At 59.3% G+C, this 24,901-nt stretch carries 21 protein-coding genes, 1 tRNA gene and 2 riboswitches; of the genes, 9 read left to right on the top strand and 13 right to left on the bottom strand.

Going from position 1 to position 24,901, the window contains the following annotated elements:
• Window positions 1–140 precede the first annotated feature (140 nt).
• Together ald and DA373_RS08640 are read left to right on the top strand one after the other, a co-directional pair.
• On the top strand, window positions 141–1,283 hold the full coding sequence (gene ald, locus DA373_RS08645; RefSeq protein ID WP_107851913.1) for an alanine dehydrogenase: 1,143 nt from the start codon (window positions 141–143) through the stop codon (window positions 1,281–1,283).
• Complete coding sequence (locus DA373_RS08640; RefSeq protein ID WP_107851912.1) at window positions 1,280–2,563, top strand: MgtC/SapB family protein; 1,284 nt, start codon at window positions 1,280–1,282, stop codon at window positions 2,561–2,563. Before ald ends, DA373_RS08640 begins: the two co-directional genes overlap by 4 nt.
• Window positions 2,564–2,714: 151 nt before the next feature.
• Here the strand turns inward: DA373_RS08640 and lysC are convergent, their stop codons facing one another.
• From lysC to DA373_RS16300, 3 genes are all read right to left on the bottom strand, one after another.
• Complete coding sequence (gene lysC / locus DA373_RS08635) at window positions 2,715–4,052, bottom strand: lysine-sensitive aspartokinase 3 (RefSeq protein WP_107851911.1); 1,338 nt, start codon at window positions 4,050–4,052, stop codon at window positions 2,715–2,717.
• A 68-nt stretch (window positions 4,053–4,120) separates the two neighbouring features.
• Window positions 4,121–4,292, bottom strand: a riboswitch (Lysine riboswitch).
• A gap of 77 nt (window positions 4,293–4,369) precedes the next feature.
• Window positions 4,370–5,698, bottom strand: coding sequence for an amino-acid N-acetyltransferase (gene argA, locus DA373_RS08630; protein ID WP_107851910.1), 1,329 nt, complete (start codon window positions 5,696–5,698; stop codon window positions 4,370–4,372).
• Window positions 5,685–5,852: a hypothetical protein gene (locus DA373_RS16300; RefSeq protein ID WP_157953699.1), complete on the bottom strand. Its 168-nt coding sequence runs from the start codon at window positions 5,850–5,852 to the stop codon at window positions 5,685–5,687. The genes argA and DA373_RS16300 overlap by 14 nt, the downstream gene beginning before the upstream one ends.
• Window positions 5,853–6,017: 165 nt before the next feature.
• Between DA373_RS16300 and nhaD the strand changes: the two genes are divergently transcribed.
• Complete coding sequence (gene nhaD, locus DA373_RS08625; protein WP_107851909.1) at window positions 6,018–7,460, top strand: sodium:proton antiporter NhaD; 1,443 nt, start codon at window positions 6,018–6,020, stop codon at window positions 7,458–7,460.
• A gap of 54 nt (window positions 7,461–7,514) precedes the next feature.
• Here nhaD and DA373_RS08620 read toward each other — a convergent pair whose 3' ends face one another.
• From DA373_RS08620 to nagA, 4 genes are all read right to left on the bottom strand, one after another.
• The gene (locus DA373_RS08620; protein ID WP_107851908.1) at window positions 7,515–8,075 is read right to left on the bottom strand and encodes a TMEM165/GDT1 family protein; all 561 of its coding nucleotides are present in this window, start codon (window positions 8,073–8,075) and stop codon (window positions 7,515–7,517) included.
• Window positions 8,076–8,097: 22 nt separating this feature from the next.
• A riboswitch (yybP-ykoY riboswitch) is annotated at window positions 8,098–8,269 on the bottom strand.
• A gap of 46 nt (window positions 8,270–8,315) precedes the next feature.
• Entirely contained in the window at window positions 8,316–8,633 is a 318-nt protein-coding gene (locus tag DA373_RS08615; RefSeq protein WP_107851907.1) for a translation initiation factor, read from the bottom strand.
• On the bottom strand, window positions 8,630–9,844 hold the full coding sequence (locus DA373_RS08610) for an ROK family transcriptional regulator (protein ID WP_107851906.1): 1,215 nt from the start codon (window positions 9,842–9,844) through the stop codon (window positions 8,630–8,632). The genes DA373_RS08615 and DA373_RS08610 overlap by 4 nt, the downstream gene beginning before the upstream one ends.
• Entirely contained in the window at window positions 9,841–10,983 is a 1,143-nt protein-coding gene (gene nagA / locus DA373_RS08605) for an N-acetylglucosamine-6-phosphate deacetylase (protein ID WP_107851905.1), read from the bottom strand. Before nagA ends, DA373_RS08610 begins: the two co-directional genes overlap by 4 nt.
• Window positions 10,984–11,097: 114 nt before the next feature.
• Between nagA and nagE the strand changes: the two genes are divergently transcribed.
• On the top strand, window positions 11,098–12,594 hold the full coding sequence (gene nagE, locus DA373_RS08600; protein WP_107851904.1) for an N-acetylglucosamine-specific PTS transporter subunit IIBC: 1,497 nt from the start codon (window positions 11,098–11,100) through the stop codon (window positions 12,592–12,594).
• A 490-nt stretch (window positions 12,595–13,084) separates the two neighbouring features.
• Here nagE and DA373_RS08595 read toward each other — a convergent pair.
• A tRNA-Asn gene (locus tag DA373_RS08595) sits at window positions 13,085–13,160 on the bottom strand.
• 150 nt (window positions 13,161–13,310) lie between these two features.
• Here DA373_RS08595 and uvrB point away from each other — a divergent pair.
• A complete protein-coding gene (gene uvrB, locus DA373_RS08590) occupies window positions 13,311–15,311 on the top strand; it encodes an excinuclease ABC subunit UvrB (RefSeq protein ID WP_107851903.1) in 2,001 nt (666 codons plus the stop codon).
• 156 nt (window positions 15,312–15,467) lie between these two features.
• Here the strand turns inward: uvrB and DA373_RS08585 are convergent, their stop codons facing one another.
• The 3 genes from DA373_RS08585 to DA373_RS08575 all read right to left on the bottom strand — a co-directional run bounded on the left by DA373_RS08585 (window position 15,468) and on the right by DA373_RS08575 (window position 17,172).
• Window positions 15,468–16,079, bottom strand: coding sequence for an outer membrane beta-barrel protein (locus DA373_RS08585; RefSeq protein WP_107851902.1), 612 nt, complete (start codon window positions 16,077–16,079; stop codon window positions 15,468–15,470).
• 200 nt (window positions 16,080–16,279) lie between these two features.
• Window positions 16,280–16,702 carry a hypothetical protein gene (locus tag DA373_RS08580; protein WP_107851901.1) on the bottom strand — a complete coding sequence of 141 codons (423 nt, stop codon included), beginning with the start codon at window positions 16,700–16,702 and terminating at the stop codon, window positions 16,280–16,282.
• 2 nt (window positions 16,703–16,704) lie between these two features.
• Complete coding sequence (locus DA373_RS08575; protein WP_107851900.1) at window positions 16,705–17,172, bottom strand: CreA family protein; 468 nt, start codon at window positions 17,170–17,172, stop codon at window positions 16,705–16,707.
• A gap of 184 nt (window positions 17,173–17,356) precedes the next feature.
• On the opposite strand from DA373_RS08575, the gene nrdG reads away from it, so the two are divergent.
• Both nrdG and nrdD read left to right on the top strand, forming a co-directional pair.
• A complete protein-coding gene (gene nrdG / locus DA373_RS08570; RefSeq protein WP_107851899.1) occupies window positions 17,357–17,812 on the top strand; it encodes an anaerobic ribonucleoside-triphosphate reductase activating protein in 456 nt (151 codons plus the stop codon).
• Window positions 17,809–19,581: an anaerobic ribonucleoside-triphosphate reductase gene (gene nrdD, locus DA373_RS08565; protein ID WP_107851898.1), complete on the top strand. Its 1,773-nt coding sequence runs from the start codon at window positions 17,809–17,811 to the stop codon at window positions 19,579–19,581. The genes nrdG and nrdD overlap by 4 nt, the downstream gene beginning before the upstream one ends.
• A 67-nt stretch (window positions 19,582–19,648) precedes the next feature.
• Here the strand turns inward: nrdD and corA are convergent, their stop codons facing one another.
• On the bottom strand, window positions 19,649–20,596 hold the full coding sequence (gene corA / locus DA373_RS08560; RefSeq protein WP_107851897.1) for a magnesium/cobalt transporter CorA: 948 nt from the start codon (window positions 20,594–20,596) through the stop codon (window positions 19,649–19,651).
• 179 nt (window positions 20,597–20,775) lie between these two features.
• On the opposite strand from corA, the gene DA373_RS08555 reads away from it, so the two are divergent.
• A complete protein-coding gene (locus tag DA373_RS08555; protein ID WP_232821233.1) occupies window positions 20,776–21,273 on the top strand; it encodes a DUF922 domain-containing protein in 498 nt (165 codons plus the stop codon).
• 159 nt (window positions 21,274–21,432) lie between these two features.
• Here the strand turns inward: DA373_RS08555 and mnmC are convergent, their stop codons facing one another.
• Window positions 21,433–23,415 (bottom strand): bifunctional tRNA (5-methylaminomethyl-2-thiouridine)(34)-methyltransferase MnmD/FAD-dependent 5-carboxymethylaminomethyl-2-thiouridine(34) oxidoreductase MnmC, encoded by a 1,983-nt coding sequence (mnmC, locus tag DA373_RS08550; RefSeq protein ID WP_107851896.1) that lies wholly within the window; start codon window positions 23,413–23,415, stop codon window positions 21,433–21,435.
• Window positions 23,416–23,522: 107 nt separating this feature from the next.
• Here mnmC and fabB point away from each other — a divergent pair, with 107 nt between their 5' ends.
• Window positions 23,523–24,737, top strand: coding sequence for a beta-ketoacyl-ACP synthase I (gene fabB, locus DA373_RS08545; RefSeq protein ID WP_107851895.1), 1,215 nt, complete (start codon window positions 23,523–23,525; stop codon window positions 24,735–24,737).
• The last annotated feature ends 164 nt before the right edge of the window (window positions 24,738–24,901 follow it).

Genomic DNA, 24,901 nt, shown 5'->3' with positions numbered 1-24,901 from the left:
TGGTTGCAATTGAATCTTAAGTGACGGAAAAGCACAATGTTGCTCCAGCTTCTATAACAGAAGAAAGGACAGAGCAGGCTGGAGCACAGCGTTGCAGGCTGCATTCTACTCTAAAACTCGCGGCCAGACAGGGGGTGAACATGGATATCGCAGTACCCAGAGAAATCAAAAACAATGAATACCGGGTGGGCATGACACCGGGAGGAGTGCGTGAGCTTGTCCGTGCCGGGCACAAGGTACGGGTGCAGACCGGCGCCGGAGAAGGCGTGGGTTTTTGTGACGATCAGTACGCCGCCGCCGGCGCCGAGCTGGTGGCGGACGTGGAGGCCCTGTTTGCCGGAGCCGAACTTATCGTCAAGGTCAAGGAGCCACAGCCCGAGGAATATCGCCGGCTCAAAACCGGGCAGGTGTTGTTTACCTATCTGCACCTGGCACCGGACGAGGCTCAGACCAAAGGCCTGCTGGCCTCGGGCTGTACCGCCATCGCCTATGAAACCGTCACCGATGCCCAGGGCGGCCTGCCGCTGCTGGCGCCCATGAGCGAGGTGGCCGGGCGCATGGCGGTGCAGGCCGGCGCCCACTGCCTGGAAAAGGCCCAGGGCGGGCGAGGGGTGTTGCTGGGTGGCGTGCCCGGGGTGCTGCCGGCCCGGGTGCTGGTGCTGGGCGGCGGGGTGGTGGGCATCAATGCCGCACGCATGGCCATGGGGCTGGGGGCGGACGTGACCATTTTCGACAAGTCGCTGGCCCGGCTGAAGGAGCTGGACGCGCTCTACGGACCCGGCCTCAAGACCCAGTATTCCACCGCCGATGCCATTGAAGAAGAGCTGGCCCGGGCCGATCTGGTGATCGGTGCCGTACTGATTCCCGGTGCTTCGGCTCCCAAACTGGTGACCCGCGCCATGCTGAAAAAGCTGCCTCAGGGGGCGGTGCTGGTGGATGTGGCCATCGATCAGGGCGGGTGCTTTGAAACCAGCAAGCCCACCACTCACCAGCAGCCCACCTTTGAAGTGGACGGTGTGGTGCACTATTGTGTGGCCAATATGCCCGGGGCCGTGGCTCGCACCTCCACCCTGGCGCTGACCAACGCCACTCTGCCCTTTGTGCAGGCTCTTGCCAACAAGGGCTGGCGCCGGGCGCTGAATGAGGATGCGCATCTTGCCAATGGTCTGAACGTGCATGATGGCAAGGTGGTGTATCAGGCGGTGGCCGAGGCCCACCACCTGAAACATGTGCCGCTGGAGCAGGTGCTGTCTGACGAGGTTGGGAATGGCAGCGGTATATGAGTGAGCTGGCCGCCGAGCTGTGGAGCGGCCACCAGACTCTGGTACGTCTGGGTATAGGCCTTCTGTTGGGGGCACTGATTGGTATTCAGCGGGGCTGGCAAAGGCGGGATGCCGGGGCCGGCCAGCGCATTGCCGGTATTCGCACCCATGCCCTGGTGGGTCTGCTGGGGGGGCTGATAGCCCTGCTGGGGCAAACGGTGGGGCACTGGCTGATTGCCGTGGGCTTGCTGGGGCTGGTGGCCATCAGCCTGGTGGCTTACCGGGCCCAGGCCAGAACCCTCAATGACTTCAGCATTACCGGCAGCATCGGTCTGCTGCTGACCTTTTGCTTTGGCGCCCTGGCACTTCTTGACCGTCCGGCCATTGCCGCCACGGCGGCGGTGATCACCGCCTTTATTCTCGACAACAAGCGGGAAATTCACGGTCTGCTGCACAGACTGCGGGAGCATGAGCTGGATGCCGGGCTCAAGCTGCTGCTGATCACCGTGGTGATGCTGCCCTTGCTGCCCAACCGGGACATGGGCCCGGGCGGTGTGGTCAATCCCTTTGAAATCTGGTGGATGGTGGTGCTGATCGCCACCATTTCCTTTCTGGGCTATTTCGCCATTCGCGTGGGCGGCACCGAAAAGGGCATTCTCTTTACCAGCCTGTTTGCCGGACTGAGCTCGTCCACCGCCCTGACCCTGCACTACTCCAGATTATCCAGAGACACGCCGGCGCTTTCACCGCTGCTGGCTGCCGGCGTGCTGCTGGCCTGCGGCACCATGTTTCCCCGCATGCTGGTGTATTGCGCCCTGATCAATCCGGCGCTGCTGCCCAGACTCTGGTGGCCGGTGCTGGTGATGACGCTGTTGCTGTATGGCCCCGCCGTCTGGATCTGGCTGCGTCATCGTACCCGGGTCAGTGTGGAGCAGCCCAGTCTCAACATGAACCCGCTGGATTTAAAGGCCGCCTTGCTGTTTGGCGGTCTGATATTGCTGATTATGGTGCTGGGGGAGTGGCTCAAGCAGGCGCTGGGCAATATGGGGGTGTTGTTGCTGGCGCTGGCCTCGGGGGTGGCCGATGTGGATGCCATTACCCTGTCGCTGGCGCGCATGTCTCAGGACGGTCTGGCACCAGGCATGGCGGTGCTGGGCATTGTGCTGGCGGCCTCGGTCAACAACCTGGTCAAGGCGGGCATGGCGCTCAGTCTGGGTGACCGGGCGCTGGGGCAACGGGTGGCCTGGGCCATGGGCGCTTCTCTGTTAGCGGGTCTGCTGACCGCCTGGAGCCTGAACTAAAGCCTTAAGCCGTAAGCTGTCAGCTATAAGTTTCCAAGAAGAGGCTGTAGAAAATTGCGGCAGTTACGAAGTTATGGTGGTGTCTGAAAAGAAAAAAGCAGCGTTGTCTGATACACGCTGCTTATTAATATTTTATAGCTTATAGCTTGTTTTAAGCCGGCAGCAGTTCGTTATGCAGATCGGCAATGACCTGATTGGCGTTGTCTTCATCCACCAGGAAGCAGAAGTTGTGGGGGCTGGCGCCGTAGCAGATCATGCGAACATTGACTTCATTGATCGCCTGGAACACCCGGCTGGCGGTGCCGCCGGCCTCGCTCATGCGGTTGCCGATCAGGGCCACCAGCGCCAGGCCTTCTTCCACCTTGAGATGGCAGTGCTTTGCCAGCTCGTCCTGCACGTCCTGGGTCAGCAGCTCGGCGCCGGCGTCCAGGGTCAGCGATACGCTGATCTCCGAGGTGGTGATCAGATCCACCGAAATCTTGTGCTTGGCCAGAATGCCGAACACCTCGGCCAGAAACCCGTGAGCCTGAAACATGCTCTGGCTGGTCAGGGTCAGCAGCACCTGGTTGCGGCGCAGGGCCAGGGCCCGGAACAGCGGCTGGCTGGGGGTGCTGTTGCGAATCCAGGTACCGCCTTCTTCCGGCGCCCGGCTGGAGCCCACAAACACCGGGATCTGGCAGCGCACCGCCGGCTGCAGGGTGGCCGGGTGCAGCACCTTGGCGCCAAAGGTGGCCATTTCCGAGGCTTCGCTGAAGCTGATTTCGGGAATGGCGCGGGCCTCGCTTACCAGGCGCGGATCCGTGGTGTAGATGCCGGGCACATCGGTCCAGATCTCCACGGCGGCGGCGTCCAGCGCCTCGCCCAGCAGGGCGGCGGAATAGTCGCTGCCGCCCCGGCCCAGGGTGGTGGTGCGGCCGTCGGGGGCGGCGCCAATAAAGCCCTGAGTCACCACCAGCTGCTTGTTGCACAGGGGCTTGAGCTCTTTTTCCACCTCGGCCCTGAGGGTGGCCAGATCCGGTGTGGCGCGGCCAAAACGGTCGTCGGTACGCATCACCTTGCGCACGTCAAACCAGACCGCATCGGTACCGCGACGGCGCAGCAGCTCCACGAACAGCCGGGTCGACATCAGTTCGCCCTGAGCCACGATCTCGTCAGAAAGTGCCCTGGTGGGGCTGATGGCGGCGCTGTCGGCCAGCTCGCGAATATGGCCGAGAATGTCTTCGATATGCCGGGTCAGCATCTCGGGCCGCTCCAGACTGTCGAGAATGCCGTGCTGAATAACGGCGAGTTTCTGCAGCATGTCTTCCCGCTCTTCGGGGCCATGGGCGCCCGAGGCCAGAGCCACCAGCAGGTTGGTGACGCCGGAGCTGGCGCTCAGCACCGCCAGCCGGGTACCGGGGTTTTGTTCGAGAATGGCGGCACAACGGCTCATGGCATCGGCGTCGGCAACACTGGTTCCACCGAATTTGGCTACAACGGGTTGGTTCAAGGCAAGCTCCTTGCTTTGCTGGATAAATTCAAACTACGGGGGGAACGACTGCGAAGACATTGGAAAGGTCATCAGGAAGCACTCCACCCAACAGGTGACAGCCCGAAGGATTCAGCCCTCGCGGCCGACAACAACCGTCACGCCCCCGGTCGTCATCTCGGCGTTATTCCCCTGACCGGCGATCCTCGGAGTGGCGACTCCTGCTGCCGGCTGCCTGAACAACGCACCTCTTCTCGTTGCCTCAGCATTTTGTACCGAGGCGGCCCTATAACTACTGACTTAAGGCATTGCTGTCAATGGTAATCTGGTTAATTCGTTCAGTTGAGCTCTTTAATCATGATTTTTGAGCGGCGCTGAAAGTTATACAGTTTTTGCTTGCCCATGGGCAGGGCATCCACATCCACCGGCTTGAAGCCCCGCTCCTGAAACCAGTGAATGGAGCGGGTGGTGAGAATGAACAGCCGGCTCATACCGCGCTTGCGCGCCTGCTCTTCAATTTTGTTGAGCAGCATGTCACCGCGGCTGCCCCGGCGGTAGTCCGGGTGAATGGCCACACAGGCCATTTCCGCCATGCCTTCGTCGGGAAAGGGGTAGAGAGCGGCACAGCCGATGATGGCGCCGTCCTTTTCAATAATGGTGAACTGGTCTATTTCCATTTCCAGCTGCTCCCGGGAGCGGCGTACCAGTATGCCTTCTTCTTCCATCGGCCGGATCAGATCGAGAATGCCGCCAATGTCATCGATGCTGGCCTGACGGGCCTGCTCGGCGCTCAGGCTGACAATCTGGGTGCCCAGACCATCGCGGGTAAACAGCTCCTGGATCAGGGCGCCGTCTTCCTTGTAGCTGACCAGGTGGCTGCGGGGCACGCCACCCCGGCAGCTGGAAATGGCGGCACGCAGATAACGGGCGGTGCCCGACAGGCTTTCACCTTCGTCCAGCAGTTTCTGCAGATGCTCTTCCGCCTGCTCCGGAAACAGCTCGGCAATGGCGACGCCGTCTTCGTTGAGCACGCCGCGCTGAGAGCAAAAGCCGATCAGCTTGTCGGCCTTGAGTTCAATGGCCAGCCGGCGGGCCAGCTCTTCCGATGACAAATTGAAGCTTTCGCCGGTCACGGAAAAACCGATAGGGGAGATCAGCACGGTGGCGCCGTTGGCCAGCTGGTGATGAATGGTGTCGGTGTGAATGCGGCGCACCCGGCCCGAGTGAATGTAGTCGACGCCGTCATCCACCCCCAGGGGCTGGGCGATCACGAAGTTGCCGGTCACCACGTTAATGCGGGCATTTTGCATGGGCGTATTGATAAGCCCCATGGACAGCCGGGCGGTAATGTCCATCTGCAGACCGCCGCACACGTCCTTGATCACGCGAAAGCTGGCTTCGTCTGTCACCCGGGTGTGTTTGTGAAATACGCCGCTCAGGCCGGCTTCGGCCAGGCCGCGATCGATCTGGGGTCGGGCGCCGAACACGATCACCAGCCGGACACCCAGGCTGGTGAGCAGCGCGATGTCGCTGATGATATTGGAAAAGTTTTCCTGATCGATGGCCTCGCCACCCAGCATGATGACGAAGGTGGAGCCCCGGTGAAGATTGACATAGGGGCTGGATTGACGGAACGCCTTGACCAGGGCGGCATCATTTTCGCGCACGGGCTTGTCCTTGATTGCCTGAAAAACACGGTTTCATCATCGTGAAAATTAATGCAAAAAACAAGATTAAATATTTACTTTGTTTGATTCGCTCCGCAGCAGGGATCTTGACCAGGGTCAAGGCCGCCGGGGCGATAGCGGGCAATACTGCCATACTCGGACCCCGGCGGTAAGCGGTGCGTTTTTTATGCAAAACTGAGACCCGTGTCGGGAAACCGGTCTGCGACCGTCCGTGGCTTTATGTTAGCCTTTTCAGGGGCCTTTCCGGGTACCGGGCAGGCCGCTAACTATAGCCACAAAAATAAAAGCGAGAATAACAATGACAAGGAAACTGTGCCTGTTCCTGGCAGGGCTGGCGGCACTGTCGAGCGCTCCCGCGTTTGCGGCCTCCGGCCAGCTGGATCTGACCACCTCAGGGGTGGGGATGTTCGCGGTGGCCATCTTCGTGGTTGCCTACCTGCTGGTGATGGGAGAAGAATATTTTCACCTGCGCAAGTCCATTCCGGTGCTGGTTGCGGCAGGGATTATCTGGACCCTGATCGGCTGGACCTATATGAATCACGGCATTCCGGGGGTCACGGAAGCGTCGTTTCGTCATAATTTGCTTGAATATGCAGAATTGCTGCTGTTCCTGCTGGTGGCCATGACCTATATCAACGCCATGGAGGAGCGGCGTCTGTTTGACGCCCTGCGTGCTTGGATGATTCGCCGGGGCTTCAGCTACAAGTCGTTGTTCTGGCTCACCGGTTTTCTGGCCTTTTTTATCTCGCCCATTGCCGACAACCTGACCACGGCCCTGCTGATGTGCGCCGTGGTGACCAAGGTGGCGGAAGGGGATAACCGCTTTATCAACCTGTGCTGCGTCAATATCGTGATTGCCGCCAACGCCGGCGGCGCCTTCAGCCCCTTTGGCGATATCACCACCCTGATGGTATGGCAGGCAGGCATTATCAAGTTCAACGAGTTCCTGATCCTGTTTTTGCCGGCGCTGGTCAACTATCTGGTGCCAGCCCTGGCGATGAACTTTTTTATCGAAAACCGCAGGCCTGCCGCTCAGTATGAAGAGGTGGAGCTCAAGCGCGGCGCCATTCGCATTGTACTGCTGTTCCTGCTGACCATTGCCTCGGCGGTGGCCTGCCACAGCCTGCTGCACCTGCCACCTGTGCTGGGCATGATGACCGGACTCGGTTACCTGCAGTGTTTTGGCTATTTTCTGCGTCGTACCCTGCCCAGCTCACTGGCCCGCAAGCGGGCGCTGGCCATCAAGCGGGGCGACGACGAGGCCCTCAAGCGGCTGGGCAGCGTGGTGCCCTTTGATGTGTTCAGCCGGGTGGCCCGGGCTGAGTGGGATACCCTGTTGTTCTTCTACGGCGTGGTGATGTGTGTGGGCGGCCTGGGTTACATGGGCTACCTGGCGCTGGTGTCGGACCTGCTCTATACCAGCTGGGATGCCGTCTACGCCAACATTGCCCTGGGGGTGCTGTCGGCCATTGTGGACAACATTCCGGTGATGTTTGCGGTACTGACCATGCAGCCGGAAATGTCCCACGGCAACTGGTTGCTGATCACCCTGACTGCCGGGGTGGGGGGCAGTCTGCTGTCTATCGGCTCTGCCGCCGGGGTGGCCCTGATGGGGCAGGCAAGGGGCATGTATACCTTTGCCGGCCACCTGAAATGGGCGCCGGTGATCGCCCTGGGCTATGTGGCGAGCATTGCCGTTCACCTCTGGCTCAACAGCGACAGCTTTAACCTTTACGGCTGATGGCTGGCAGATGACGGCAAAGGGCCCCGCAATGCGGGGCCCTGTTGGTTGTTACTACGGCCACCACAGGGTGGTGATGCCCAGGGCCAGAAAGATGATGGCGCTGACGCCGTGCACCCAGTGCATGGGCAGGCGACCGGCGCCCTTGTGCCCCAACAGCACGGCCGGCAGGTTGGCCACCATCATGCCAAGGGTGGTGCCGGCCACCACCAGCCAGAACTCATCCACAAAGCGCGCCGCCAGCAGGGTGGTGGCAATCTGGGTTTTGTCACCGATCTCCGCCAGGAAAAACAGCACAAAGGTCGCTGCAAAGGGCCCCAGACGGTAAAAGCGGCTGTCTTCGTCGTCGGCCTTGTCGGGGATCATGATCCACACCGCCATGGCGAAAAACGATGCCGCCAGCAGCCAGCGCAGCCACTGGGGATCGAGCCAGGACTCTATCCAGACGCCCACCGAGCCCGCCAGGGCATGGTTGAGAATGGTGGCAAAAAAAATGCCCAGTACAATGGGCACCGGCTTTCTGAACCGGCAGGCCAGGATCAGGGCCAGCAGCTGGGTCTTGTCGCCGATCTCGGCAATGGAGACCGCCAGGGTCGAGGTGGTGAGTGCTTCCAAAAGTGATACCAGAGGGGACAGGATTATTGTTACCAATGAACAGACGTACGCCGCCCGTCCCCGGTATCGGCACTCGTCTGTCAAAGGTCTCGTCAAACCCTGAAGGTCACGGCCACCATGGTGATTTTGCACCAACTATGTTGACGACCGTCTTCGGATGGCTCCGATAGTGACTACTCCCCCTTGAGCAGGGAAGTGAGTATTTTAGTCATTTGGCCTGCAAGTTCAAGGCGGCTCTGCTCAGCCGCCTGCCTGTTTCACGGTAAAGCCGGCTTTTTCCAGCCATTGCCTGATCTGCTCGAGCCGGTCGCCCTGAATTTCAATCACCCCCTTTTTTACCGCGCCACCGGTACCCAGCTGCTTTTTCAGCTTTTTGGCCACCTCGCCCACCCGGTCGGCGCCGATACCATACACGCAGACCACCCCGGCACCCTTGCGGCCCTTGGTTTCCCGGCGCAGGCGCACTATGCCATCGGCGGGAAACAGTCCCGGATCCTGCTGGCCGTTGTTCTGCTCCGGCCGCCAGTCCGGATCGGTACTGAAAACGATATTGCTCATGATTTTTGCTCCAGAATACGTTGCAACAGCTCGCCTTCCAGCAGGGCGCGCTTGACCAGAGCCAGGCCGCCAATGGTCTGATCGTGCTGAAAGCGGGCGCGGATAATGGGCTGCCCCTGATGAAAACCGGGCAGTGACTGGTGGGTGATGGCCCTGTTGATGATCGGAAACACGAGCTCTTCGGCCTCGCACAGGGCGCCGCTCAGCAGCACCCGCTGCGGGTTGAACAGATTCACCACAATGGCCAGCGCCTGACCCAGACGTTCGGCCGCCTGACGCAGAATATTGACGGCCAGCCGATCTTCGGCCAGTGCCGCCCGGCACAGGGCGCTCATGGTCAGCGCTTCACCGGCCAGGCAGCTTTGATAGCCCTGGGCCAGCATGCGCTCTGCCTGCCGCAGCAGGGCGGCATCGGCCACCATGGTTTCCAGGCAGCCCACATTACCGCAGTCGCAGCGCTCCCCGAGAGGATCCATGTGAATATGTCCAATCTCCGCCACGTCCCGGCCCTGGCTTTTGAAGATGCGCCCTTCGGTAATGATGCCGGCACCCACACCGTGGTGCACACTCACCAGCACCGAGTCCAGGCAATCCTGTGATGCCCCGAAATAATGCTCCGCCAGGGCCTGAGCGCGAATATCGTTGCCGATAAACACCGGCAGCCCCAGCAGGGCGCCCAGGCGTTCAGCCAGCGCAACCCCCGCCAGCGGATAGCTGGGGTGATAAATCACCCGCCCGGCCTGGGCATCGGTGAGGCCGGGCATGACCACGGCGATGGCCACCACGCGGCGTTCGCCGGCATGACGCTGAATAAAGTCGGCAATGTGCCGGTGCAGGGCCGCCATCAGGTTGTCGAGCTCACGGCGGGGAAAGGGCAGTACCTGGCGGCCATGCTCCTGTCCGGACAGGTTATACAGGGTCAGTTGCAGCTCTTCCCGGCCCAGTTTCACTGCCACCAGATGAAAAGGCTGAGTCACCGTGGTCAGGGAAATGGCCCGCCGGCCGCCGGTGGAGGCCTGGTGTTCCAGTTCGCGGATCAGGCCCTGCTCCAGCAGGGCCCGGGTGATTTTGGTAACACTGGCCGGCGCCAGGTGGCTGAGCTCGGCAATGCGAACCCGGGAGATGGGCCCCCGGCTGTCGATCAGCCGGTATACGGCAGAGCTGTTGACCTGTTTGACCAGGTCGACGTTGGCGATTTGTCCGCGGGTCATGATGAAAGTTGTCCGTTGACGACGATGGTAACCACATTGAAGTTTGTATCAAATGCTACCAGATTGGCGACCCGGCCGGGAGTGGCGGTGCCGATATGGGCGTCGAGTCCCAGCATTCTGGCCGGGTTGCGGCTGGCCATGGCCAGGGCCTCTTCCAGGGGCAGCCCTGCCTGTTGTACCAGGTTTTTCACGCCGTCGATCATGGTCAGTGCCGAGCCGCCCAGGGTGCCCTGGTCATCCACGCATTTGCCATCGCGCAGATACACGGCAGCGCCGCAAAAGTCGAAATGATCAAAGCCCGCCGGTGCACCGGCGGCGGCGGTGGCGTCGGTCACCAGGCACAACCGCTCGCCCAGCACCCGGTGAGCCAGGCGAATATTGGCGTAATGCACATGATGGCCATCGGCAATAATACCGGCGCCCACACCGGAGGCGTCATAGACGGCGCCCACGGCGCCGGGCTGACGGCCGTTGGCAGTGGGGGTCATGGCATTGTAGAGGTGAGTGGCAAAGCCGATACCGGCGTCAAAGCCGGCCATGGCCTGATCATAGTCGGCGCCGGTGTGGCCCATGGAAAGACGAATGCCAGCCCGGGAAAGCCGCTGCAGATGAGCCGGGTTATTGACTTCCGGAGCCAGGGTGAGCATGGCGATGGCGCCAGCGTGGTCGCACAGGAATTCAAGCATGGGCGCATCAAGCGGACGGATCTGCTCCGCCGGATGAATGCCCCGGCGCGCCACATTGGTATAGGGACCTTCCAGGTGCAGGCCGGGCACCCGGTAAGGATGCCTGGACATATAGTCGCGCACTACCGCTACCGCCCGGTGCATGTGTTCATCGGGACAGGAGATCAGCGTGGGTAAAAAGGTGGTGGTACCCGATTTCAGGTTGCTGGCATGCATGATATTCAGGGTCTCGGTGCCGATGGCGTCGTTGAACATGACACCACCACAGCCGTTCAGCTGCAGATCGATAAAGCCGGCACTGAGAATGGCGCCGCCCAGGCCGGTCCGGGGCAGGTTGGCATCCAGTTCCTGTTCGGATACCAGGGCAACAATACGGTCGCCGTCGATCACCAAGGCGGTGTTTCGGTGCAGGCGTTCACCGTCAAACAGAGTGCAGTGGGTGAGGGCGTACATGGAATTATTCAACCATATTAAAAGATGGCCGGAACCGCGGCAGAGTGGTTCCTATCATAACAAAGCGTTACCTGCTTGCCATGGGGCCGGCTTGTTTTGCACAGGAGTGGCACTGTGAAACTGTTGGGATATCTGCAAAAACTGGGCAAGGCCCTGATGCTGCCTATCGCCACCCTTCCGGTGGCGGCATTGCTGTTACGCCTGGGGCAGCCGGATCTGCTGAGTATCCCCTTTATGGCGGCGGCGGGCGGCGCCATTTTTGATCAGCTGCCCCTGCTGTTTGGCCTCGGTATTGCGGTGGGGCTGGCCAGAGACGATGCCGGCGCGGCGGCCCTGGCCGGGGCCGTGGGTTATTTTGTGCTGACCGGGGCCGCCGGCACCATTAATGAAGGCCTGGAGCTGTCGTTTTTTGGCGGCATTATCGCCGGTGTTATCGCCGGCCACAGCTATAACCGTTTTCACGCCGTGCGCCTGCCCGATTATCTGGGATTTTTCGGCGGCAAACGCCTGGTGCCGATCATGACCGGCCTGTTTTGCCTGATCGCCGCCGTTATGGTGGGGTTGGTCTGGCCCCCCGTTCAGCAGGGCATTGATGCCTTTGGTCACGCGGTGGCCAGCTCAGGCTCACTGGGGCAGTTTGTTTATGGCGTGCTGAACCGGGCATTGATCCCGATGGGGCTGCATCATGTGCTCAATTCCCTGTTCTGGTTCGGCCTGGGCGAATGCCTGAAGGTGAGCTATGAGGCGGCGGGCGGCCTGCAGAATATCTGTCTGTCACCGGCGCTGGCGGAAACCCTCGCGGTGGGAGGGGCCGTGCCCGGCGTTGATGGCGCCATCGTTACCCAGATTGCCGATGAGGTGACCCGGGGCGATCTGAACCGTTTTTTTGCCGGTGATCCCACCGCCGGTGTCTTTATGGCCGGCTTTTTTCCGGTAATGATGTTCGGGTTGCCGGCGGCGGCGCTGGCCATGGTGCTGGCGGCGCCCAAAGGACACAGGGTCAGGGTCGGTGGCCTGCTGTTGTCGGTGGCGCTGACGTCTCTGCTGACCGGTATCACTGAGCCGCTGGAGTTTACCTTTATGTTTCTGGCGCCGGTGTTGTATGGCATTCATGCCCTGCTCACCGGGCTGTCGCTGGTGGCGGCCAACGTGGTGGGCGCTCTGCATGGTTTTGGCTTTTCTGCCGGCCTGTTTGATCTGGTGCTGAACTGGGGACTGGCCACTCATCCCTGGCGGTTGCTGGGACTGGGGCTGGTGACAGGGCTGATTTATTTTGTGGTGTTTTATGGGGTGATTCGAGCCTTCAACCTGGCCACCCCCGGTCGCGATGCCGGAACTCCCCCCAAGGCCGGGGATGAAGGTGTTAACCATGAAGCCGATGATTTTATCGCCGCTCTGGGGGGCGCGGGCAACCTCGAGCATGTGGATGCCTGCATTACCCGCCTGCGGCTGATCCTGAAAGACAGCACCCTGGCAGACGATGTCCGGCTCAGGGGACTGGGGGCAAAAGGGGTCGTCCGGCTGGGTGAACGCCATCTGCAGGTTGTGCTGGGAGCAAGAGCAGAGTCGGTAGCCGAAGCCATGCGCAAGAGGCTGGTGTTATCATCATGACGTTTTCGCCTGTTGCTGATGTTATTCCGCGCAAAAGGTAATAAAAACATATCAGCTGCTGCCTTCTGGGCCTTTTATGGCCATTTTGTCTGTAAAAATATGTTCTGATTCCTGCCCTGAACATGGACGGGATCATAAGGGTTTTGTTGTGTTTCGTTCGGCGCTGAAATGGCAACGGGTTATGCACAGCCTTGCAAAGCCTTGTGCCTGCAGGGGTGGAGCAGGTTATCCACCATTTCTGTGGATAAGGGTGTGGATTGTGTGAGCGGAACCAGTGAGAAGCCAGTCGTGGCGCGGCTTCCGATTAATGCGGTAAAAAAACAGACAAAAAATAAGATCAATAAAATCAAGCGCTTAATAAATGCAACGAAAAAATCCCGCTCGGTTTATAAACACCGGCGAGGGATAGAGTAAAAACACCAGGATGTGAGTTTTTGCCGAGGGAGATTGTTGACAAAGTGGATAAGTCAAGTGCCGGAAGGCGAAAAAGTGGCTCCCCCTGCTGGACTCGAACCAGCGACATACGGATTAACAGTCCGCCGTTCTACCGACTGAACTAAGGGGGAATCTCGTGAAGAGGCCGCGAATAATACGCGCCCGATCCGGCCTGGTCAAGCCTCAAATGACATTTTGTTGCTAACGGCCCTTATCGCCTGTTTTTGCCAATAAACCTCTCCCGGGGGTACACTGGCGGGCACAGTGAGGAGGCGGGGTTCATGAGCAAAACATTTCAACTGGTCAGTGATTATCAGCCTGGCGGCGATCAGCCCACCGCCATCGCAAAGCTGCTGGACGGTATTGAATCCGGGCTGGCGCACCAGACCCTGCTGGGGGTGACCGGCTCGGGCAAGACCTTTACCATGGCCAATGTGATCGCCACCCTCAACCGGCCCACCATGGTGCTGGCGCCCAACAAGACCCTGGCGGCCCAGCTCTATGGCGAAATGAAGGAGTTCTTTCCCCATAATGCGGTGGAGTATTTCGTTTCCTATTACGATTACTATCAGCCCGAGGCCTATGTACCCACCACCGATACCTTTATTGAAAAGGACGCCTCTATCAACGATCACATCGAGCAGATGCGGTTGTCGGCCACCAAGGCACTGATGGAGCGGCGGGATGTGATCATTGTGGCCTCGGTGTCGGCCATTTACGGCCTGGGGGATCCCCAGTCCTATCTGAGCATGATGCTGCATCTGCGCACCGGCGATGTGCTGGATCAGCGCGACATGCTGCGCCGGCTGGCGGAGCTGCAATACAGCCGCAACGACGCGGCCTTTCAGCGCGGCACCTTTCGCGTACGCGGTGAGGTGGTGGACATCTTTCCCGCCGAGTCGGATGATCAGGCGGTACGGGTGGAGCTGTTCGATGATGAAATCGAGCGCATCAGCTTGTTTGATCCGCTCACCGGGGCCGTGCTGCAGACGGTGGCCCGTTTTACCATTTACCCCAAGACCCACTATGTGACCCCGCGGGAAACTCTGCTGGAAGCCATAGAGCACATTAAAAAAGAGCTGGTCGAGCGCAAGGCCCAGCTGCTTTCGGCCAACAAGCTGCTGGAAGAGCAGCGCATCAGTCAGCGCACCCAGTTCGACATAGAGATGATCCAGGAGCTGGGCTATTGCTCCGGCATTGAAAACTACTCCCGCTACCTGTCGGGCCGGGGCGAAGGTGAGCCGCCGCCCACCCTGTTTGACTACCTGCCCGGCGATGGCCTGCTGATCATCGACGAGTCCCACGTCACCGTGCCCCAGATTGGCGGCATGTACAAGGGTGACCGCTCCCGCAAGGAAACCCTGGTGGAATATGGCTTTCGCCTGCCCTCGGCGCTGGACAACCGGCCCCTGCGCTTTGAGGAATTCGAGGCGCTGATGCCCCAGACGGTGTTTGTCTCGGCCACTCCCGGCCCTTATGAGCTCGACAAGTCCGGTGACGACATTGCCGAGCAGGTGGTGCGCCCTACCGGCCTGCTCGACCCCGAGCTGGAGGTGCGACCGGTGGCCACTCAGGTGGACGATCTGCTGTCGGAAGCCCGCCGACGAGTGGAGAACGGCGAGCGGGTGCTGGTGACCACCCTCACCAAGCGCATGGCGGAAGATCTCACCGAATACCTGAACGAGCACGGGGTGAAAGTGCGCTACCTGCACTCCGATATCGACACGGTAGAGCGCATGGAGATCATTCGGGATCTGCGTCTGGGCGAATTTGATGTGCTGGTAGGCATCAACCTGTTGCGGGAAGGTTTGGACATGCCGGAAGTGTCTTTGGTGGCCATTCTCGATGCGGACAAGGAAGGCTTTCTGCGCTCCGAGCGCTCCCTTATTCAGACCATCGGCCGGGCTGCCCGTAACCTCAACGGCAAGGCCATCCTTTATGCCGACCGGGTGACCCGCTCCATGGCCGCCGCCATCGGCGAAACCGAGCGCCGCCGGGCCAAACAGCAGGCCTTTAACGAAGAGCACGGCATAGTGCCAAAGGGCCTCAACAAACGCATTACCGATGTGATGGATCTGGACGGCACCAAGCGGGTGGGCTCAAAGCGGGCCAAGGAGAAAACCCCGCTGCCCGAGCACCTGCCCAGCGCCAGGGAGCTCAGCCACCAGATCGACGAGCTGGAGCAGCAAATGCTGGCCCACGCCCAGAATCTGGAGTTTGAGCAGGCCGCGGCGCTGCGCGACCGTATTCACGAGCTCAGGGAGCAAATGATCCGCAGCTGACACAGTGTTTACGATTCGTTCGAGTCTGCAGGCTGGTGATGAGCGAAGCGAATCCCAACATAAGCCGGGGTTCATTGTGCTGACAGCCACATATAAAAAATGGACATACCTGATACAGGTATGTCCATTTCTGCTATTGGAAGAATGCAGACAATATTAGAACTTGTAGGATATACCGGCAGACGCCATATCTACATTGGCATCGTCCAGCTCATAGCGTTCGAATTCAACACGCAGGGAAAGATTATCGATGTTATAGGCAGCACCAACGCCATACATGGGATCGGTGCCGTCATCGCTATCAGAAGCACTTTCGTTGATACCATTAGCGGGGATCCGCAGGCTGGCATTTGCATCAGCATCCCAAGCGTTAAAGCCTACTTTTCCAAAGACTTCAACCTTGTCATTGATCGGGTAAATGGCGAGAGCGGAGAGACCAAAGGTGCTGGCATCTACATCGGCAGATGCATGGGCAGTGTTGCCACCTACTAAGCCACTACCAGCAGCAGTTGCTTTACCCAAATCCGCATAGAAGCCTTCAATGGCGAAAAAGTTGTTTATGCGGTAACCGGCAAAAAGCTTGTAACCGACATCGTTGTCATCAACAGAGGCTCCTTCACTTTCAAGGTCATCCAATACGTCCCAGTCAACGGATGTATGACCGATGGAACCACCGACATAAGGTCCCGGGTGATAGGTTTCTGCATTTGCACTGAGGGAAGTAACGGAAGCGGCAAGGATAGCTAAAGCGGTAACTTTTTTTATCATTTTACAATTACTCACTACAAAACTGTGTTCTTGATTTTCTAAAAAAGCCTTTGTCAGGCTTTTTTATTCTAAGGTGAAATCCATTTGTAGTGCAATAGTCTGAAATGCCTTCTTTGTTCTACTTCTGTTGTCACATTATTCTGTTGTTCTTTATGAGGGCTGTTTGACCGCGATCGGCCCCGAAGCAACAACCGCTTGCATCAGCCCTCAAGCTCAATACCGTTTTCCGCGCACCATTCGGTGAGCGCTTCACGTTGGGCGTCATCCCGGTACTGGTGCCATTTATCGCGCAGACCGCGTTTGTCGATTAAATCATCAAAGCGACGGTAAGCGCCCGGGGCGCGAAACATATCCCGGACTTTGTCTTCATCTTTGTCAGACATAAAGCGGCTGGCGAAACGAAACACCAGCGGGCTGCCCAGATCGAAGTCCCGCTGGTCGGGCAGGGGCAGATAACGCTCATTTTCAAAGACATCCTCGGGCCAGGGCTCGGGAGCGCCATCACAAATCAGCCAGATTTCTCCGGTCTCACTGTCGATAAAGGCACCGCCGTCACCCAGATCCGTCGCCGCAGAGGCAAACATCAAAGCGTCTTCCAGCTCGCTGTAGTTAACTTTAACCATGGTTACTTCCCTTGTGGTGCCTGATATGCCGCCGTACCCCATAGCGGCACGGTGGACATGGAGTGCTTGTAGCTGCCGCTGGTTTCCTTGGTGCTGTAGGCGATATAGAGCAGGCTCTGGCTGGTTTCGTCATAGATACGACGGATCTTCAGGCTCTTGAGAAAAATACTCTTCGATTTTTTGAACACGATGTCGCCGCTTTTGGAGCGGTCGATATGGGCGATCATGGCCGGTGTGATCTCGCCGGTCTGGCGGCAGCTGATGGACATGTCGGACGGATCCGCCAGATCCAGATCCGCCACTATGTTGGACATGTGGCAGGTGACGCCGGGCACCTCCGGATCGGTCAGCACCTCGATTTTTATATCCTTGGTGGTAAACAGCCCCAGAGACACATCACCCACTTCATTGTTATCACAGCCGGCCAGCCCCAGCGCCGCCAGCAGTACTGCCATGCACTTGTTTTTCATGCTGTTCCTCGTTGTTAAGCACTGCGCCTGTGATAACACAAAGCCGGCGTTGAGGCCAATGGCGGCGGCCGATGCACAAAGCTGATCCAGATCAGTGAAAGGGTGAATCGCCGAAAGAGGGGATTACAATATGTTGTGTATCGATATAGCATTTAGGCACAACATATAGTGATTTGGTGTCGTAATGCTGAATGCCTTTGAGCCCAGGGTGGTGCTGCAGGAAGTGCCCGGAGAAGTGAGCCTGGCCTGGCTGGTGACCGGCTGTCCGCTGGCCTGCCCGGGTTGCCACAGCCAGGACAGCTGGGATCCGCATGCGGGCACGCCACTGACCGAGACGCGCTTGAATCAGTGGCTGGCACACTACGACGGACTGGTGAGCTGTGTGTTGTTTTTTGGCGGAGAATGGGATCGCCACAGCCTGCTGGCGCTGTTGCGCCATTGCCGTAAACAGGGTCTGAAAACCTGTCTTTATACCGGCCGCGAGCGGGTATCCGGCCTGCTGATGGCCGAGCTGGATTACCTCAAGACCGGCCCCTGGCGCGCCAGCCTGGGCGGGCTCGATTCTCCTTATACCAATCAGCGACTGCGGTGTCTGGCCACCGGCGAGTCGCTTAATCATCATTTTCGGAGAGCACCATGATTCGTCTGCACCCGGAGCAGCTGACTGCCAAACTGGACGGTTTTCACCATTATATGCGAGCGGCCAACGCCGCCGATGGTTCCAGCATGGATCCCAATGCCAACGTCACCCACAAGAACATCGCCACCGCCGAAGCCGAGCTGATGAAGGACTTTTTTGTGCAGGTGAACCGGGGCCTGGTAAAAAACAAGATAGCCGCCCTGTTCGGTGATGAGCTGGCGGCGGAATATGAGCGCCAGATTGAGGCCCACGAAATTTACGTGCACGACGAAACCAGCCTCAAGCCCTATTGCGTGTCCATGACCATGTATCCCTTTCTGCTGGACGGTCTGACCCGATTGGGGGGCGAAAGCCGGGCGCCTCGGCACCTGGAGTCGTTCTGCGGGGCTTTTGTGAATCTGGTGTTTGCGGTCAGCTCCCAGTTTGCCGGGGCCGTGGCCACGGTGGAGTTTCTGACCTACTTCGATTATTTCGCCCGCAAGGACTATGGTAACGACTATCTCGATACCCATGCTCATGCCATCGACAATCACCTGCAGCATGTGGTGTATGCCATCAACCAGCCGGCAGCGGCCCGGGGCTACCAGAGCGTGTTCTGGAACATTTCCCTGTTTGACCGGGACTATTTCGCCAGCCTGTTTGAGCACTTTGTGTTTCCCGATGGCAGTGTACCGGCGGCCGGGTCGGTGCGCCGGCTGCAGGCGTATTTTCTGAACTGGTTCAACGAGGAGCGCCGCAAGGCGGTACTCACCTTTCCGGTGGTGACCGCCGCCATGCTCACCAAAAATGGCGCACCGGCCGATGACGACTTTGCCGCCCTGTGCGCCGGTGAGATGAGCCGGGGCAACAGCTTTTTTGTGTATATGTCGGACAGTGCCGATTCCCTGGCATCCTGTTGCCGGTTGCGCAACGAAATGACCGACAACACCTTTTCATACACCCTCGGGGCCGGGGGCGTGGCCACCGGCTCCATCAATGTGATCACCCTGAACATGAACCGGCTGGAGCAGGACGACCGGGATCTGCGCACCGAGGTGCAGAAAATTCAGCGCTATCAGGTGGCCTATCGCCGGCTGATGGAGGAGTTTCAGCAGCAGGGTCTGCTGACCGTGTATGACGCCGGCTTTATCAGTCTCGACAAGCAGTTTCTGACCATAGGGGTGAACGGCATGGTGGAAGCGGCGGAGTCCCGCGGCATTCGGGTGGGCAACAATGCGGACTACCGGACCTTTGTGCGGGAGCGGCTGAAAGTGATTTATGACGCCAACCGGGAAGCGCGGCGGGAATACGGCTATCTGTTCAATACCGAGTTTGTGCCCGCCGAAAACCTGGGGGTGAAAAACGCCAAATGGGACAGGGCCGACGGCTATGCCGTGCCCCGGGACTGTTACAACTCCTACTTCTATGTGGTGGAGGATGATGATATTCAGATGCCCGACAAGTTTGTGCTCCACGGCCACGAGCTGGTGCAATATCTGGACGGCGGCTCGGCCCTGCACCTGAACCTGGATGAGCACCTGTCGGCGGAAGGCTACTTACAGCTTTACCGCATTGCCGCGAAAACCGGCTGCCACTATTTTACTGTGAACGTGCGCAGCACCCTGTGCAACGACTGTGGCCATATCAGCAAGCATACCGACTGGCAGTGCAGTGAGTGCGGCAGCGAGCACATTGACCACGCCACCCGGGTGATCGGCTATCTCAAGCGGGTATCGGCCTTCAGCGCCGGCCGCCGCCAGGAGCATGGACGCCGTTTTTATCACGGTTAAAAGCTGGGACTGGGGATCAGGGATTAGGGAATCGATTCCCCAGTCCCTATTCCCTAATCCCTCAAACTCACAGCCAGCCCTTGCGCTTGAAGAAGTAATAGGTGCCGCAGGCGGACAACAGCATCAGTACCAGCGACATGGGGTAACCGTATTTCAGCGACAGCTCCGGCATGAAATGGAAGTTCATGCCGTAGATGCTGGCGATAAGCGTTGGCGGCAGAAACACCACGGCGGCCACCGAGAAGATCTTGATCACCTTGCTCTGCTCCAGGCTGGTAAAGCCCATGGCCGCCTCCAGCTGAAAGTTGATCTTGTCGAACAGAAACTGGGTGTGGGGCAGCAGCGATTCAATGTCGTAAAGCAGCTCGTCTATCCATTTGCGCTGCTCGTCGCTGGCCTGCTTGCGCAGGGTCCGGCGCATAAAGCGCAGGGCGCGACGGGTGTCGTACAGCGCCAGGCGCACATGGCCGTTGCCGTCTTCCTGGTGCATCAGGTTCGACATGGTCTCGCGCAGGTCTTCCACATGCAGCACTTCCTTGGCGGTTTCTTCCAGGGTCTTGTAGCCGTCTTCGATCAGATCCGAGATATATTCAATCTTGAGCTGAAAAATTTCCAGCAGCAGGTCCGGGGCGTCTTCCACCTCCAGCCGGTCCTGGCGCATATAGTGGCGCAGCAGCCGCATCAGCCCCAGATCGTCTTCCCGGAAACTGATCAGCATATTGTTGCGCAGGGTAAAGAGCACGTTGATGCCGTCGATTTCCTTGCCCAGGCGCTGGGGAAACAGCGAATGAATGTGCAGGCCGTCCTTGTCCCGGTAAAAACGGGCCGAGGCCTCGATATCATCCAGCTCGTCGAGCTCGGGCACTTCTTCCACGAACAGCTGCTTCATCCATTGCTGTTCCTGCTCGTCGGGCTTGTGAATGTCCAGCCACAGGGTATTGGCTGGCAGCCTGTCGGTCAGGCTCAGGGGCTGAATTTCAAGGGATTTTCCGTTCAGGGTATAGGCTGTGATCATGCAGCACTCCAGACAGTCGCTTTGCCTGCACTATATAGAGGCCTGCGAAGCTTGTCAGGTGTACCGGTCCGGCGTGATGTGTGATTGCAGGCTTTTCGACCATAGACTCAAATGACTTGAGACCATGGCAGACTTATAATCAGAACATGGTCTCAGTCACCGTTACCGGGAGATGAGTTGTGAATGTGGTTTCTTGTGCCTTGCTCATGCTGCTGGCCATGCCGGCACTCGGCGCCATGGAGCTCAAAGCCCGGCAGACGGTCGATGTATATGGTTCCCCGACCCTTGAGCCAGGCCTGGCAGAGGCGGAATACCGCATTGCCTGGCAGCTTGACGGGGAACAGCACCAGGACGGCTGTGTACCATCCAGAGTGCAGGTGTCGCTGACCGCCACTGTGACCGAACCGCTGGAATGGCCGCAAACACCCCAATGGCAGAACTACCGGCTGGCCCTCACCGCCCATGAGCGGCTGATGCGTGAGCGCGCCCTGATGGCCGCCGAATGGCTGGAGCATTCCCTGCTGGACATTGCTCCGCAGGCAGACTGCATACAACTGCACCGGGTGGCCGACAACATAGGCTATCACCAGCTGGGTATTGCTCAGGACTTGCTGAATGCGTTTCAGCGCCAGCACGGTTTTGGCCCTCACCTCGGCCTGATCCGCCCCGCGGAATAAGCCCCCCAAGGGGAGCTGTAAGCCGTCAGCTATAAGCTGCTCGGCGTTGTCTGCCTGACAAAAGCCGCACTTGCAGAAAATGCGACTTTTGCAGGCACAACACCATACCGACAATCCAGTCGAAACAACTTAAAGCTGACAGCTTATAGCTTACAGCTTTTATAAAGGTTTTCCCTTCAGCAATTTACGCAGCCAGTGGCGGTTGGGGTTGAGGGCGTCCAGTACCTCCCGGCCCAGGGGCAGGGGTTCATTCAGTATCTGGGATGCCAGCAGCTCCGCCAGCAGCGGCGCCGAGCACATGCCCCGGGAACCCAGGCCCGAGAGCACATACACGCCTTCGTGATCGGCGGCCAGGGGAAAGGCCTGGCCGGCCCGTTTCGGCATGTCGGTATAATCATTCAGCTGGGCGGTCTGGTCGGGGGCGGCCCCGGCCAGGGGCAGGTGATCCCGGCAGGCGGCGCGAATGCCCACCCGGCCGTTCCCCGGACTGGCGTTCAGTGCTCCCAGCGCGGGCAGGGTAGCCTGCAGTTTGGCCAGATTATCGGCTTCGTCGGTATTCCGGTAATCCAGCCCGGCATCACGGCGGTCGTAGCTGGCGCCCACACAATGCAGACCCTGCCAGGCGGGAGTGAGATAACCTTCATAGCACACCACGGTTTTCAGTCCTTCCAGTGCCGGGGTGGTGGGCTGATGATTTACCTGACCGCGCACCGGATACAGTGCCAGCGCCTCGGTCTGCGACAGTTCGGCCAGGGCATGGCCATTGGCCAGCACCACATTGTCGGCGGTAAAGGTGTCACCGTTTTCGGTCTGTACCTGCCAGCCATCAGGGCTGCGCTCCAGGCCGGTGACGGTGGTATTGAAGTGGCAGTCAATCTCACCGGCGTCCGCCAGCAGGGCGGCGGTCAGCTCATGGGGGCACACCCAGCCCCCCAGCGGGTAGGCCACGCCGTCGATATTGGCCTCAATGCCAGTGGTTTCGTTCACTTCCTGCTCTGACAGTGGTTGCACCAGCGCATCAGGGAAACCACCGGCTATCAGTTTGTCGATTTTTTTAGCGCTTTTGTCATCATGAGCCAGCTGCACCACACCGCACCAGTCGTGGGTAAAGGACTGGCGCCGGGCCAGGCGGCCGAGCTCCCGCCTGCCATAGAGAAAGGCGGGCAGATAAAACCGGCTCAGGGTATCGTGATCGCCATTCAGCAGCGGGTAGATAGCGCCCTGGCGGTTGCCGGAGGCTCCCTGAGCCGGCGCACTGGCCTGCTCCAGCAGGGTCACGCGCTGGCCCCGGCGGGTCAGCGCGCGGGCCAGGGCGGCGCCGGCCACGCCGGCGCCCACGATCAGGGTATGTTCACCCTGACCGGGCCGGCGCCAGTACCAGGGAGCGGGGCAGGGGGGGCGGGTATCGCTGCGGCGGTGGCCCGCCAGCATTTCCCGCTTGCGGCCAAAGCCTTTTACCCGCTTCACATCAAAACCGGCTTCAATCAGCCCGCGGCGAACAAAGCCGGCGGCGGTAAAGGTGGCCAGGGTGGCGCCGTTGCGGGCCAGTCGGGCCAGCTGGGCAAACAGCTCGGGGGTCCACATGTCCGGGTTTTTGCCCGGGGCAAAGCCGTCCAGATACCAGGCGTCCACCCGGCCGGCCAGGCCGGCATCCATTTGCGGCAGTACCTCGGCCACGTCCCCCAGCCACAAATCCAGACAGACATCATCTGCAAGTTGCAATCTGTGACAGCCGTCAACCAGTACCGGATATTCAGCTAACATATGTTCGCTTAAAATGGTAAGCTCTGGCCATTGGCGCAGGGCGAGTTGCAGGTCGTCGCGGGAGAGGGGAAATTTCTCTACGCTGATAAAGTGCAGCCGGCGTGTTTTACCCTGAGGATGCTGCCGTTTATAGTCGGCAAAGGCCTTCCAGGTTGCCAGAAAATTCAGGCCGGTCCCGAAGCCGGTTTCGGCCACCACGAACAGGTCGCGATCGTGTTCGGCAAAGCGTTGTGGCAGACCGTTGTTACCAAGAAACACATAACGGGTTTCGGCCAGGCCGTTATCGTTGGAAAAATACACATCGTCAAAGGCGGTGGCGACCGGGGTTCCCTGGTCATTCCAGTCGAGACGGGCGGTGGTAATAAAACGGTGAGACACTGAACGCTCCGGGGCCGCAAAAAACGGTCATTTTATGTGAAAGCTGACCAGTTTGACCATGCTTTGTGGTTAGAATTGGCACCAAATCGAAACAGTAGGAACGATAGATGAGAAGAGCAGTCATTACCGGTATCGGTGTGGTCTCCAGCATAGGCAACAACAAGGAAGAAGTACTTGAGTCGCTCAAGGCCGGCCGCTCCGGCATTACCTTTTCCCAGCAATTTGCCGATCACAAGCTGCGCAGCCAGGTATGGGGCGACATCAAGCTGAACCCGTCCGAACACATCGATCGTAAAGTGATGCGCTTTATGGGTGACGCTGCCGCGTTTGCCTATCTGTCCATGGAGCAGGCCATTGCCGACGCCGGTCTGGACGAATCCCAGGTGTCGAACGAACGTACCGGTCTGGTCACCGGCTCCGGTGGCGCATCCTCCAAAAACCAGATTGAAGCCTGCGATATTCTGCGTGAAAAAGGCGTGCGTCGTGTGGGTCCTTACATGGTGCCGCGCACCATGTCGTCCACCACCTCTGCCTGCTTGGCCACCCCCTTCAAGATCAAAGGCATCAACTACACCATCAGCTCCGCCTGTGCCACTTCTGCGCACTGTATCGGTCATGCCCTGGAGCAGATCCAGCTGGGTAAGCAGGACATTGTCTTTGCCGGCGGCGGTGAAGAAGTGGACTGGACCCTGGCGCTGCAGTTTGATGCAATGGGTGCCCTGTCCAGCAAGTACAACGACACCCCCGAGCTGGCATCCCGCACCTACGATGCCGGCCGTGACGGCTTTGTTATCTCCGGTGGCGGCGGCATTGTGGTGGTTGAAGAGCTGGAGCATGCCCTGGCCCGCGGCGCCAAAATCTACGCGGAAATCACTGGCTACGGCGCCACTTCCGACGGCTACGACATGGTGGCCCCGTCCGGCGAAGGCGCGGTACGTTGCATGAAGCAGGCCATGGCCACGGCTCCCAACCCGGTGCAGTACATCAACACCCACGGCACCTCCACTCCGGTGGGCGACGTAAAAGAGCTGGAAGCCATCAACAGCCTGTTTGGCGACAAGGCCCCTTATATCTCCGCTACCAAGGCCATGACCGGTCACGCCCTGGGCGCCGCCGGTGTGCACGAGGCGGTCTACTCCCTGCTGATGCTGGAGCACGGCTTTATCGCCCCCAGCATCAACATCACCGAGCTGGATGAAAAGGCGCAGAACCTGCCCATCGTGACCGAGTGTCAGGACGCCGAGCTGGACACCGTCATGTCCAACAGCTTCGGCTTCGGCGGCACCAACGCCAGCCTGGTGTTCAGCAAATACAAGGCCTGAACCGCCCGGTAATCAAAAAAAGCGCCTCAGGGCGCTTTTTTTTGTTTGCCCAGCGAAGCTGGCAAACCCGTCAGGTTGAAAGAAACCTGAATCACCCTGACTGAGGGGAAGATAATCCGAATGGCAAGGGCGCTGTTGGCCAACGGCAGGGCCTGAAGGAAGCC

This window comes from Oceanimonas marisflavi (assembly GCF_003049725.1).
Taxonomy (GTDB): Bacteria; Pseudomonadota; Gammaproteobacteria; order Enterobacterales; family Aeromonadaceae; genus Oceanimonas; species Oceanimonas marisflavi.
This window is presented reverse-complemented; position numbering and strand designations above follow the sequence as displayed.